Source organism: Flavihumibacter fluminis, from assembly GCF_021491375.1.
Taxonomy (GTDB): domain Bacteria; phylum Bacteroidota; class Bacteroidia; order Chitinophagales; family Chitinophagaceae; genus Flavihumibacter; species Flavihumibacter fluminis.
In genome coordinates this window covers 133,345-146,579 of sequence record NZ_JAKEVY010000001.1, presented here as the reverse complement: position 1 = coordinate 146,579, position 13,235 = coordinate 133,345, and the positions used below count along the sequence as shown (strand labels likewise).

Genomic DNA, 13,235 nt, shown 5'->3' with positions numbered 1-13,235 from the left:
GGAATCATGATTCATATTGTTTTCAATGAACCGGATATCGCTGTTTTAAAACAGGCGATTGAAATGGACGAAAGCCTGCAGGGAGAAGTATTGGTGATCCGCGACGACTACGCGGTTGGTCCTATCCAGGATTTATACCGGGGTGAAGGGCGGGAAGCCCGGCAGTTATGGTGGAAAGAGGTACTTGCAGGAGGCGACTATGAGAGTAAGATAGAATCATCCGAAGTGGACGATTACAAAACGGTTGCTGAATTGGTCGGTACACTCCGACGTAATCCGGAAGAAATTGTCTGGATCTGGGCCGCCCAGAATAAACACGATGTAAGCGGATATTACTGGCTGCTGCATTTCATGAAAGAGTTCCAGGGAAGAATATTTATTCTGTATTTAAATAACCTGCCATTCCTGAATGAAAAAGGGCAATTATTTTATCCAACCTGGCTGAGCACCATTCCCCCAAAAGAATACTTAAAAGCCAAAAAACTGGCCAGGCCAATTACTTTAAGTGAATTTGAAGTTGATCCGGATGAATGGCTGAAACTTGCTGCCGAAAATAAAGGTGTGCGCATCCTGGAAGGAGGTAAAAAACTGGCTCAGTATGAGTACGATTACTATGATGCCGACCTCAGAAAGTTCATCACAGCGGATTGGCAGAAAGCCAGTAAAATCATCCACCAGTTTCTGTCCAAAAACAAACAGACTACCGGTGATGCCTACCTGCTTTGGCGACTTAAAACACTGGCAGCAGCCGGAGGTCTTGAAGTACAGGGGGAACTGAAGAACATGAAAGACTTTGAACTGAAACTGGCTGGTGCTACGGTATCGGAAACGGCATGATCCAGGCAGTTCACCATATTGCCATTATTGCGAGTGATTACCAGCTAAGTAAAAAATTTTATACGGAGGTGCTTGGCTTGGAGCCCATACGGGAGGTATACAGGAAAGAACGAAATTCCTGGAAACTGGATCTGGCTTTAAACGGTCAGTATGTAATCGAACTGTTCTCTTTTCCGGATCCACCACCAAGGCCAAGTCAGCCGGAAGCCAGGGGTTTACGTCACCTTGCTTTTGCGGTAAAAAACCTGGAACAGGCAATCCATTCTCTGGAAAAGAAAGGCGTGAAAGCAGACCCCATCCGTACAGATGAAAATACCGGAAAACGATTTAGTTTTTTCCAGGATCCGGACGGTTTACCATTGGAACTGTATGAACAATAAATAAGAAAGGAAAATGTCGAAAGGGAAACAAAACGAAAGCTATTTGCAGGATTCAGGAGTACAGGGACAGTACAAAAACTGGTTCCTGGACTATGCTTCTTATGTAATATTGGAACGTGCGGTACCTGCTATTGAAGACGGATTAAAACCCGTGCAAAGAAGGATCCTGCATGCCATGAAGGAAATGGATGATGGCCGCTTTAACAAGGTTGCCAACATTATTGGACAAAGCATGCAGTACCATCCCCACGGAGATGCCAGCATTGGAGACGCCCTGGTGAATATGGGACAAAAAGACCTGCTCATTGAAACCCAGGGAAACTGGGGAGATGTGCGTACAGGGGATGAGGCAGCCGCGCCACGTTATATTGAAGCCCGGCTTAGCAAGTTTGCCCTGGAAGTTGCTTTCAACTCAAAGACTACGGAATGGCAACTGAGTTACGATGGTCGTAAAAACGAGCCGATCACCCTTCCTATGAAATTCCCATTGCTGCTCGCTCAGGGTGCGGAAGGGATTGCAGTAGGGTTATCCACCAAAATTCTGCCCCACAACTTTTGTGAGCTTATTGATGCATCCATCAAATACCTGAAAGGAAAGCGGTTTGAAATCTTTCCCGATTTCCAGACAGGGGGTATGATTGATGTAACCAATTATAATGAAGGAAAAAGGGGGGGTAAAGTAAGGGTCAGAGCTATCATTGAAGAGTTTGATAAGAAGACGCTGCTGATTAAAAGTGTTCCTTATGGGGTTACCACATCCGGATTAATAGACTCTATCATCAAAGCAAATGACCAGGGTAAGATCAAGATCAAAAAAGTAACGGATAATACAGCCGCTGAAGTAGAGATCCAGGTAGATCTTGCACCTGGTATATCACCGGATATTACGATTGATGCTTTATATGCTTTCACGGATTGTGAAATCAGTATTTCTCCAAATGCCTGCGTAATCGTAGATCAGAAACCAAGATTCCTGAGCGTACAGGACCTCCTCATTAACGCCACCGATAATACCAAAGAGCTGCTCCAAAAGGAACTACAGATCAAACTGGGCGAACTGGAAGAAAAGTGGCATTACACCTCACTGGAAAAAATCTTCTTTGAAGAAAAGATTTACAAGGAGTTGGAAAAAAAACACGAGACCTGGGAAAAAGTACTGGAAGCCATTTCCAAAGGCTTTGCTCCATTCAGAAAACAACTCAAGCGTGATATCACCCGGGAAGATATTCTCAAACTAACGGAGAAGCCCGTCCGCAGAATTTACAGACTGGATATCGAGGAACTGAACAACCAGATCAAAGGACTGGAAGGAGATATCAAACAGGTTAAATACGACCTGGATCACCTGACAGAATTTGCCATCGCCTATTACGAAAACCTCCTGAAAAAATTCGGAAAGGGGCGGGAACGAAAAACAGAGATCAAACCTTTCGAAGCAATCCAGGCCAAGCAGGTGGCCATCGCCAATACGAAAGTCTATGTTAACCGGAACGATGGCTTCATTGGTACCTCCCTGAAAAAAGACGAACTGGCATTTGAGTGTTCCGACCTGGATGATATCATTGTCTTCACCCGCAGGGGATTGATGAAGGTGGTTCGGGTAGGGGAGAAAGTGTACATTGGAAAGGACATTATTCACGTAGCCGTCTTCCAGAAAAACGATGAACGGACTACTTATAATATGATTTATGTGGATGGTGGATCCGGCACCAGTTTCGCGAAGCGCTTCAATGTAACGGGAATAACCCGCGACAAAGAATACGATCTCACCAAAGGGTCCGATAAAAGTAAGGTACATTACTTCACAGCTAATCCAAATGGGGAAGCGGAAGTGGTTAGCATTGTATTAAGCCCTAATTGCTCCGCCCGGAATAAAGCCTTTGAATTCTATTTTGAGGAAATGGAAATCAAGGGAAGGGGAGCAATCGGCAACCAAGTTACCAAATACCCCATAAAATCGGTTAAACTCAAGGAAGCTGGTAAATCCACCCTGAGCGCCATCAAACTCTGGTTTGACGATAAGTTCGGACGTCTGAATACGGAAGAAAAGGGACAGTACCTGGGTAATTTTGACGGGTCTGAAAAGCTGTTGGTTATTTATGAAGATGGTAATTACGAATTAACCGATCTGGAGATGACACAGCGTTTTGATTCGGAGAAAATCCTGCTGCTGGAAAAATTCAACCCGGAAAAAGTCATTACTGCGGTGTACCTCGATAATGAAAAGCTTCAATTTAACATCAAGCGATTCAAAATTGAAACCTCCACTCTGCAGAGTAAGTTTCTATTTATTAAAGAAGGAAAAGGTAACCGGCTGGAAGCTGTAACCACCCAGAGCAAACCTGTACTGTTAATTCATTCAGGAAGGGGAGCGCAAAGTCGCACACAGAAAATCAAGGTAGCCGACTTCATTGATGTAATGGGTTGGAAGGCGGTCGGAAACAAACTGGCCGATTTCACCAAAACCACCGAGGTGGAATGGGAAAAACCTCTTGAAGAAGATGGTCCACAGGGAAATCTTTTCTTAGATAATTAAGGATACTATCAATAAAAAGGCCGGCCTCCAAAATGGGGGCCGGCCTTTTTTATTTCACTTTTGACCTTTCACCTTTCACTTTTTCACATCTCACTTCTGACTTTTCACTTCTTTCTTCCGTATCCTCACCGAACCATTCTGCTGCAAATTACTGGACAAGAATACTTCCTGTGGTGTATCACCATCGTAAACTACCATTAGTGCCGTATTCGGCGGAATTCTTCCCAGGTTTTCTGCAAACATGGCAAGGTCATGGAATTCCTTGGACGGATCCAGTTTGATATAGATGGTTGTCGCTTTAGCAGAGATCATTTGTTTCTCCAAAACCGGCGTTCCATTCAGGAATACAGAAATGCTATCACCGTCAATATCACCATTATCATAGAAACTCACTCTTATAGAATCCGAGGAAACTTTCAATTCAGATGTGATGATTGTCTGGCGTTGTTTAAATCTTGAGATCAGGGAATTCGCGTCCAGGCTTGGACCTTTTACGGTTTCTCTGGTTAGTCCGGGTAGGGTAGTTGCTTTCCGGATCTCCGGACCGTCCTCGTCATCCATCACGATCACATCTTCCACTGATGGTTGCCAAACTTTTTTGGCAAGACCTTCATTGATTACGGAGTCTTCCTGTACAAGCGAGTCTAAGGAGAAAAGAACTCTTAACTCGGGACAGGTATATTTATACTGACCATCAGACAAGAAATTACCCCGCACAAAACTACCTACCTTGGATACCCGAAGCGTTCCTTCAAAACTCATATTACAGGTAACTCCATCAATAGAGTTTTCCTTATAAAATACAACGGGTATGTCTTTGATAGTAACCTGGCGGGTCTTGGGATCATAGGTTCCCTTTACATAAAAGCTTTGGTAACCATTCCGGAAATAGTATCCGAAAATGCCCTCCACTTTATTTCCCTTCTGTTTGATGATAAGTTGGGTGAGATAGTTGTTGAACGTGCCATCCAGCACCACGTCAGCCTTTCCGTACCAGCTACCAGCCAGTGTTTGAGCCTCTGAACGAAGGCCAATACATAATAAGGATATCAGAATTAAACGATGCATAGGGTCAAATTAATGAAAAAACACAGTAATAATGGACTTTTACTATAGGATATTTTACATACAATAAATTACTTTACATAACGTTTTAGGTCGCGCTCCACGTCTCTTTTTTTGATGGTTTCCCGTTTATCGTAGAGCTTTTTACCCTTTCCTAAACCAATTTCTATTTTGGCCAGGTTGCGGTCATTAAAAAAGATTTTAAGCGGTACAATGGTGTACCCCTTTTCCTTGATTTTAGCCTCCAATTTGCGCAACTCCTTCTTTTTCAATAATAATTTCCGCTCCTGAGTAGGCTCATGCCGTTGGGTAGTACCAAATGCGTAATCGGAAATATGCAGGTTCTTGACGTATAATTCACCCTTGTGAAACTGGCAATAAGCATCATTGAAACTTACTTTACCGGCTCTGAGCGATTTTACTTCCGTTCCTACCAATACAATACCGGCCACGTAGGTGGTTTCAAAAAAATACTCATGAAAGGCAGACCGGTTCCTCAATTCCACAACAACTCCCTTCTTTATGCTTAATTATTGAATAGTATGAGCAGGGTATTCAGGCGCTCTCTTAATTCTTTACGGTCTACAATGAAGTCCAGGAATCCGTGTTCCAGCAAAAACTCACTGCGCTGGAATCCTTCCGGCAGGTCTTTTTTGATAGTTTCCTTGATTACACGTGGACCAGCAAAGCCAATCAAAGCACCTGGTTCTGCTATATTCAAGTCGCCCAGCATACCAAAAGAAGCGGAAATACCTCCAAAAGATGGATCAGTAAGGAACGAAATATAGGGAATGCGGGCATCTGTCATTTGCGATAATTTACCCGATACCTTGGCTAACTGCATCAGTGAAAAGGCGCTTTCCATCATTCGGGCACCGCCTGACTTACAAATGATCATGAGAGGGGTGGAATGCTCCAGGCAATAATCTACTGCCCTTGATATACGCTCACCCATCACGCTTCCCAGTGAACCACCGATGAATTCAAAATCCATACAGGCAATTACAATGTGCTGTTCGTTTATTTTTCCAGCTGCCACCCGGATGGAATCAGTAATATCTGTTTTGCTCCAGATTTCTTGTAAACGCTTCTCATAAGGTTTGAGGTCGGTAAAACCCAGGTAATCTTTGGAACGGATGTTTTCAAACATTACCTGCATCGTCCCGGGATCAAATACGATATCAAAATACTCGTCGCTGCCTATACGGTGATGGTAATTACATTTTGGACAGACAAATAACTGCTCGCGCAATTCATTCATGGTACAGATAAAATTACATTCCGGGCATTTGGTCCAAAGACCTTCCGGAGTTTCCTTCTTCTCTGCGGTACTAGTCAGAATTCCTTTTTTTATCCGCTTAAACCAACTGGATTTAGTCTCTTCAGATTGACCTTCTTCACCAGCCAGGTTCGCATCAAAATCTTCTTCATGTTGTGGTGCCATGCTACGAATATGTTTAGACTGGCGGCTAAGATAAGAAACCTCAGCCTATTTTATTTTCTTTCACCCGGTACCACTGGAATACTATTCGGAATAAAGGGTAGAACCCTACTTTTGGGCCAGCCATTTGGCATGAGATCAGTAAATGTTTCCGGGATTTTTGCAGTTGGTATTTCAACTGGCTTTATTTTTCCTGAATTGCCGTTTAGCAAACTATTCAATTCAGACAGATCCACCCTTTCCCCAGGTTTGAAATTGAAAGGAACAATATCTAACCCTTTGAATTTTATGGATGGAAATTTATACCCTGTCTGACTATTTGCATCAATCACCAATAAGACTAAGCTTAGTAGAAGCAAGCCGGATCGAAACATGTTTTATTTAAAGATAAAAAAAGCAGCCCGAAAGCTGCTCCTGAAAACCTTTTTATCTCATTTTTTTATACAGATTAATGAGTCCATTTGTACTGGAGTCGTGAGAGCTTACCGGGGTATCATCCAGCAATTCCGGCAGTATTTTATTTGCCAGCTGTTTACCCAGTTCTACTCCCCACTGATCAAAACTGTAGATATTCCAGATAATACCCTGTACGAAAATCTTATGCTCATAAAAAGCTATTAATTGCCCTAATGTAAAGGGATTCAACTCTTTAACTAAAATTGAATTGGTTGGTTTATTACCTTCAAAAACTTTGAAGGGCAATAGTTCAGCGATCTTTTCAGACGACATTCCTGCTTTTTCCAGTTCCGCCCGGGCTTCCACTTCCGACTTTCCATTCATCAACGCTTCCGTTTGAGCGAAGAAATTGGAGAGCAGTTTCTGGTGGTGATCACCAACTGGATTGAATGATTTCGCTGCCGCAATGAAGTCACAGGGAATGAGTGGTGTACCCTGGTGGATGAGCTGATAAAATGCATGTTGCCCATTCGTACCTGGTTCGCCCCAGATGATCGGCCCTGTTGAATAGTTTACTTTATTCCCGTTCCGATCTATAGATTTACCATTGCTTTCCATATTGCCCTGCTGGAAATAGGCTGGAAAACGGTGCATATATTGGTCGTAAGGTAGAATGGCTTCCGTCTGGGCACCAAAAAAATTCGTGTACCAGAGTCCGGTTATGGCCATGAGCACCGGTATATTATCTTCAAATGGGGTCGAGCGGAAATGCTCATCAGCTGCATAGGCTCCTTTCAATAATTCCTCAAAAGCAGGGTAACCGATGGTCAGAGCAATGGATAAACCAATCGCACTCCACAAGGAATAGCGGCCACCAACCCAATCCCAGAAACCAAACATGTTGGCTTTATCTATGCCGAATTTCACTACCTCTTTCTCATTGGTAGACAGCGCGGCAAAATGTCGGGCGATGTCCTGCTCGGAAGCACCCGATTGCAGAAACCAATTCCTGGCAGTATGCGAATTGGTCATAGTTTCCTGTGTGGTAAATGTTTTGGAGGCAATCAGGAAAAGGGTCTGTTCCGGATCAATCTTCTTCAACGTTTCGGCAATATGGGTACCATCAACGTTGGACACAAAATAAGGCTGAATGCCTTCTTTCCAGAATGGCTTGAGTGCTTCCGTTACCATTAAGGGTCCCAAATCACTTCCCCCGATACCAATATTTACTATGAATCGAATCTTTTTACCGGTATATCCTTTCCAACTGCCGGAATGAACCTGCTCACAAAACCGGGCCATCTGCTGTTGAACTGCCTGTACGTCCGGCATTATATCTCTACCTTCTGTTTGCACAGGCTTTCCGGAGAAATTACGCAGAGCGGTATGCAATACAGCCCTGCCTTCGGTTTTATTGATGAGCTCACCATTGAACATAGCCTTGATTGCCTGTTCGAGTTGGCATTCGGTTGCCAGCTCAAGGAGCAATTGCCAGGTAGTATCGGTAATCCTGTTTTTGGAAAAATCAATCACCAGCTCCTGATGGCGACGTGAAAACTTTTCAAATCGCTGCGGATCTGCCTGAAAAAGGCTCCGCATGGGCTGGTCTTTTAGTGATTCAAAATGTTGTTGCAGCCCTTTCCAGGCCTTGGTAGAACTCGGGTTAATGGTTGGTAACATGTTGTTAGTTTGCTTGCAAAAGGACTAAGTTACAATTCATTCAAAACTTGAAGCAGGCGATCTGTCATAGCCCGGGTGATATCGAGATGAGTTACCATCCGAATCTGGGTAGGAGAGATCGCGAGGCTATGAATGTCATAATGCTTTAAGGTATCTACCAGCGTCGCGGCCGTGTAGCGCCCTTTCACTTCAAAGATGACCAGGTTGGTTTCAACGGGAAGGATGGTACCGATAAATTCCTTGGTTGCCAACAAAGCTGCAATTTCACGTGCATGCTGGTGATCCTCCGCCAGGCGATCAATATGATGATCCAGTGCGTAAATGGCAGCTGCCGCCATAAAGCCGGCCTGGCGCATACCACCACCAAATACTTTTCGGACTCTCCGGGCCTGGCGAATGAAATCGCGGTTTCCAATTAGAACAGATCCGATCGGACATCCCATTCCTTTATTGAAACACACGGATATGCTGTCGAATGTTTGACCATATTGCCTTGCAGTTTGTCCGGTTGCTACAAGGGCATTGAATAACCTGGCACCATCCAGGTGCAATGCTAGTCCATTGATTTGGCATACCTGTTTTACAGCAAGGATATCATCCCAATTATAACAGGAACCACCACCCCGGTTACTCGTGTTTTCCAGGCAAACCAGTGAGGTTCTGGCTTTGTGCACATCATCCGGATTAATGGCCGAAACAACCTGATCAGCAGTTATTCTTCCCCGATTGCCAGCCAGTGCTTTAACCTGGGAGCCGGAATGAAAGGCGATTCCCCCACCTTCATATATGTAAACATGGGCCTGTTGTTCGCAGATGACTTCATCACCCGGACGGGTATGCACTTTTATAGCAACCTGGTTGCTCATGGTACCGGTAGGACAAAATAGCGCGGCTTCCATACCAAAGAGGCTGGCCATACGTGATTCCAGTTCATTGACGGAAGGGTCTTCCCCAAAGACATCATCTCCCACTTCGGCACGGGCAATTGCATCCAGCATGCCCGGAGTAGGTTTCGTGAACGTATCAGAACGAAGGTCAATTTTCATGCGCCAAATATACATTCCGTATGCTTTTCGGTGGGAATTAGTGATTTGAAATCAGATCAAAAGCATGAAAGTGGCTAGATTATAAACATATTTATAAACCGGTATTTATTAATATATAATTGTATTTCATTACTATTTCAAATTTTATTGTTTTTATTAATTATCATTATTTAGTAGCCACCTTCAATATTGTGCAAAAGAAGTACAGAATTATCGCGTTAGATTGAACATTGACCCCATCCAAGTTGAAATCATTCCTATATATTTGCTTCCCTCTAAAATTGGATAATTGTGCGCCTAAAGAGCTTAGAAATAAAGGGTTTTAAGAGTTTCGCCGATAAAACCGTCGTTCATTTCGACCAGAATATCACCGGTATTGTTGGTCCGAATGGTTGCGGTAAGAGCAATATTATCGACAGTATCCGCTGGGTAATCGGCGAACAGAAGATTAGCCAGTTGCGTTCGGAGAACCTGGACAGCCTGGTGTTTAATGGATCGCGGACGCGTTCGGCATCCGGACTGGCGGAAGTGAGTCTGACTTTTGAGAACACCAAAAACCTGCTTCCAACTGAGTTTAATACGGTTACAATTACCCGAAAATTTTATAAAAGCGGGGAGAGTGAATACCGCCTGAACGATGTAAGCTGCCGACTGAAAGACATCCAGAATCTTTTCATGGATACCGGTGTAAGTACAGATAGCTATAGCATCATTGAGTTGGGTATGGTGGACGACCTGATTAAGGATAAGGATAACAGTCGCCGTCGAATGCTGGAACAGGCCGCCGGGATCTCCATATACAAAACCCGGAAAAAAGAAGCCCGTCAGAAACTGGATGCAACAGAACAGGATTTGGCCAGGATTGAAGACCTCTTATTTGAGATCAACAACCAGTTGAAGACCCTGGAGAACCAGGCAAAAAAAGCAGAGAAATATTACGAGATAAAAAAAGATTACAGAGAGATTTCCATCGAGCTGGCAAAAGCAGCATTGGAAGGATTCAATCTGACCTATCGCGATCTGAACGAGCAGACCAATGCCGAAACGGATAAAAAAGCTCAATTGGATGCTGTAATTGCCCAGGAAGAAGCAGCACTGGAGCAGGAAAAACTGGATTTCATTGAAAAGGAACGGCAATTGCAATCCCTGCAATACACGTTCAACGAATTGCTCCAACAGTTACGCACAAAGGAGAACGAAAAGAACCTGGCCTCACAGCGCTTGAACTTCCTTCGCGAAAAAGAAGGCAGCCTTCAGGATTTTCTTCAGAAAAGTGATGGACAGTTAAAAGGATTGGAAGAGAGCATCGCGTTCAGTGCCAAACAGGTGGAAGAGGAGGAAGGCAAACTGGAAACGTTTGAATCGCAGCTGGAAGGATATAAAGCGGATGTTGAAGAAAAGCGCAGCCAGTTTGATGCCCAACGGCAGGCAGTGGATGCCATCCGAAGTGAAAACCTTCAGATACAGCGCAGTCAGTTTGAAGCAGAAAAGAAAGTGGCTGTTGCGGATACTTCCATATTGAATTTACAACGCAGCATTCATCAGATAGAAGAGGAACGTGAATTAAGAGGCAGCCAGTTAAAACAACTGGAAGAAGAAAGAACCGAAAAGGAGTTGGAACTTGAAGCAAAACAGAAAGACCTGCAGCAGTTACAGGAACATCACGAGCGTACGCGCGAACAGATCCTGCAAACTCAACAGGAACTGGAACAATTAAGACAGAAACTGGCAGAAGAGAACAGGCTGCTGGATGCGCGCAAAAACGAACATGACCTCCTTAAAAGCCTGATTGATTCCATGGAAGGCTACCCGGAAAGCGTTAAGTTCCTGCACAATAATCCGAACTGGAATCACCAGGCGCCCATTCTATCTGATATTATTTATGTAAAGGAAGAATACCGGGCAGCAGTAGAAAATGTACTGGAACCTTATCTAAACTATTACGTAGTTAACAACCTGAAAGAAGGGTTGCAGGCTATACATTTGTTGGATGAGCACAAAAAAGGAAAGGCAAATTTCTTTCTGCTTGATCAGTTTGGTGATGCTGCAACCAATACCAGTGTGCCAGCAGGAACATTACCGGCCTTATCTGTAATTGAAGTAGATACCACTTATAAATCACTTGCTTATCATTTACTGGGCAATGTATTTATTGCAGAGGATGAATCTGCATTGGAAAACAGCAATGGACATATCATCCTGGAAAAGACCGGTAAATATGTAAAAGGAAAATACTCCATCATAGGAGGTAGTGTTGGGTTATTTGAAGGAAAGAAGATTGGTCGCGCTAAAAATCTGGAAAAACTTAGTGAAGAGATTCATACCCAGGAGCAGGTGGTTACTGGTATCCGGCAAACCATACAGGAGAAACACAATGAAGTGATCGGCTACAATGAACAGCTGAAAGAACAGGCAATCAAACAAACCCAACAGGAAATCAACCAACTGACCAACCAGGTATTTGCATTGCAGAATAAAGTGGAGAACCTGCATGCGTTGCAATCCACCAGTCGCAATCGGCTGGAAGAATTACAACAACAGTTGGAAACGAGTCAGCAATCCATTTCAGGGACGCGCTCTGAATTAACGGAATTGCTGCAATTGATTGAAGAAACAGGCTCCCGGCTCGTTGAGATTGAGCAATCCTATAAAACCGCAGAGCAGGAATACAACAGTGCCAATGCGGTGTACAATGAATTCAACTTATCACTGACAAGGCAGCAAAGCCGGATCAATTCCATTAAACAGGAACTGGAGTTCAAACGCAACCAGTTGAACGATCTGACCAACCAGATAGAAATCAACAGCAGTCAGTTGAAGCAGGTATCGGAAGATATCACCGCAAGTGAAAACTTGCTGAACCAGGCTGAAGAAGGTTTGCTGGACATGATGAGGAAAAAGGAAGCCGATGAAAAAGTATTGAACCAGGCTGATCAGGCCTATTATACCATTCGTAACCTGCTCAATGAAAAAGAGGCAGCACTTCGTACCAAGGTTAAAGAAAAGGAGCAGCTGGAACATTCACTGGGAGCCATCAAAGACCGGTTGAATGAATTGAAACTGCAACTGGCAGGAATGAAAGAGCGATTACAGGTAGAGTTTCGCATCAACCTGGACGATATTATTGACCAGCCAAGAACTTCAGAAACACCGGTAGAAGAATTACAGGAAAAATCCGAGCGCATGAAAAAGCGACTGGAGAACCTGGGCGAGGTTAACCCTACTGCCATCGAAGCATTTACAGAAATGAAAAAGCGTTATGAGTTCATACTGGAACAGAAGAACGATCTCGTATCCGCTAAAGACAGTCTGTTGCAAACCATTGCAGAGGTAGAGAGTACTGCTAATCAGAAATTCCTTGACACCTTTAATCAGGTAAAAGAGAATTTTATTAAAGTATTCAAAGCGCTGTTTACGGAAGAAGATCAGTGCGACCTGATCCTTGAAAACCCGGAGAACCTGGCTGAAACAGGAATTGATATCATCGCTAAACCCAAAGGAAAACGTCCTTCTTCCATCACTCAATTAAGTGGGGGAGAAAAAACACTGACGGCAACTGCCCTGCTCTTTGCGATCTATCTGATTAAACCGGCTCCTTTCTGTATTCTAGATGAGGTGGACGCTCCACTGGATGATGCAAACGTGGGCAAATTCACTAATATGATCCGTCGTTTCAGTGAAGAAAGCCAGTTTATTATAGTAACACACAACAAAATGACCATGAGCGCCGTTGATGCAATTTATGGCGTAACCATGCAAGAACCGGGAGTAAGTAAATTAGTACCGGTAGATTTTAGAAATTTGAATTAAACTCCTATATTTAAGTATTAGTAACCGTCCAACCTGTTAAAGCA

General features: G+C 43.7%; 9 protein-coding genes. 4 read left to right on the top strand and 5 right to left on the bottom strand.

Features of this window, described 5'->3' with window-relative positions; translation table 11 throughout:
• Positions 1 to 6: 6 nt before the first annotated feature.
• Genes L0U88_RS00640 through L0U88_RS00630 form a run of 3 tightly spaced genes read left to right on the top strand, consistent with a single transcriptional unit; the run spans position 7 to position 3,753 of the window.
• Complete coding sequence (locus tag L0U88_RS00640) at positions 7 to 837, top strand: DUF1835 domain-containing protein (RefSeq protein ID WP_234863563.1); 831 nt, start codon at positions 7 to 9, stop codon at positions 835 to 837.
• Complete coding sequence (gene gloA2 / locus L0U88_RS00635; protein ID WP_234863561.1) at positions 834 to 1,217, top strand: SMU1112c/YaeR family gloxylase I-like metalloprotein; 384 nt, start codon at positions 834 to 836, stop codon at positions 1,215 to 1,217. The genes L0U88_RS00640 and gloA2 overlap by 4 nt, the downstream gene beginning before the upstream one ends.
• Before the next feature lie 13 nt (positions 1,218 to 1,230).
• Positions 1,231 to 3,753 carry a DNA gyrase/topoisomerase IV subunit A gene (locus L0U88_RS00630; protein ID WP_234863560.1) on the top strand — a complete coding sequence of 841 codons (2,523 nt, stop codon included), beginning with the start codon at positions 1,231 to 1,233 and terminating at the stop codon, positions 3,751 to 3,753.
• A gap of 90 nt (positions 3,754 to 3,843) precedes the next feature.
• On the opposite strand, the gene L0U88_RS00625 is transcribed toward L0U88_RS00630, so the two are convergent.
• From L0U88_RS00625 to L0U88_RS00605, 5 genes are all read right to left on the bottom strand, one after another.
• A complete protein-coding gene (locus tag L0U88_RS00625) occupies positions 3,844 to 4,821 on the bottom strand; it encodes a hypothetical protein (RefSeq protein WP_234863559.1) in 978 nt (325 codons plus the stop codon).
• Positions 4,822 to 4,889: 68 nt separating this feature from the next.
• Positions 4,890 to 5,324, bottom strand: coding sequence for an SsrA-binding protein SmpB (gene smpB / locus L0U88_RS00620; protein WP_234863558.1), 435 nt, complete (start codon positions 5,322 to 5,324; stop codon positions 4,890 to 4,892).
• Positions 5,325 to 5,344: 20 nt separating this feature from the next.
• A complete protein-coding gene (gene accD, locus L0U88_RS00615) occupies positions 5,345 to 6,262 on the bottom strand; it encodes an acetyl-CoA carboxylase, carboxyltransferase subunit beta (RefSeq protein WP_234863557.1) in 918 nt (305 codons plus the stop codon).
• A gap of 423 nt (positions 6,263 to 6,685) precedes the next feature.
• On the bottom strand, positions 6,686 to 8,335 hold the full coding sequence (pgi, locus tag L0U88_RS00610; protein ID WP_234863556.1) for a glucose-6-phosphate isomerase: 1,650 nt from the start codon (positions 8,333 to 8,335) through the stop codon (positions 6,686 to 6,688).
• Positions 8,336 to 8,364: 29 nt separating this feature from the next.
• Positions 8,365 to 9,381, bottom strand: coding sequence for a threonine aldolase family protein (locus L0U88_RS00605; protein WP_234863555.1), 1,017 nt, complete (start codon positions 9,379 to 9,381; stop codon positions 8,365 to 8,367).
• 291 nt (positions 9,382 to 9,672) lie between these two features.
• Between L0U88_RS00605 and smc the strand changes: the two genes are divergently transcribed.
• Positions 9,673 to 13,191, top strand: a complete 3,519-nt coding sequence (smc, locus tag L0U88_RS00600; protein WP_234863554.1) for a chromosome segregation protein SMC — start codon at positions 9,673 to 9,675, stop codon at positions 13,189 to 13,191.
• The last annotated feature ends 44 nt before the right edge of the window (positions 13,192 to 13,235 follow it).

Bases quoted from the DNA above. Each gene is read 5' to 3' on its own strand.
- L0U88_RS00640 (WP_234863563.1), top strand. From the start codon at position 7: ATGATTCATATTGTTTTCAATGAACCGGATATCGCTGTTTTAAAACAG.
- gloA2 (WP_234863561.1), top strand. From the start codon at position 834: ATGATCCAGGCAGTTCACCATATTGCCATTATTGCGAGTGATTACCAG.
- L0U88_RS00630 (WP_234863560.1), top strand. From the start codon at position 1,231: ATGTCGAAAGGGAAACAAAACGAAAGCTATTTGCAGGATTCAGGAGTA.
- L0U88_RS00625 (WP_234863559.1), bottom strand. From the start codon at position 4,821: ATGCATCGTTTAATTCTGATATCCTTATTATGTATTGGCCTTCGTTCA.
- accD (WP_234863557.1), bottom strand. From the start codon at position 6,262: ATGGCACCACAACATGAAGAAGATTTTGATGCGAACCTGGCTGGTGAA.
- pgi (WP_234863556.1), bottom strand. From the start codon at position 8,335: ATGTTACCAACCATTAACCCGAGTTCTACCAAGGCCTGGAAAGGGCTG.
- L0U88_RS00605 (WP_234863555.1), bottom strand. From the start codon at position 9,381: ATGAAAATTGACCTTCGTTCTGATACGTTCACGAAACCTACTCCGGGC.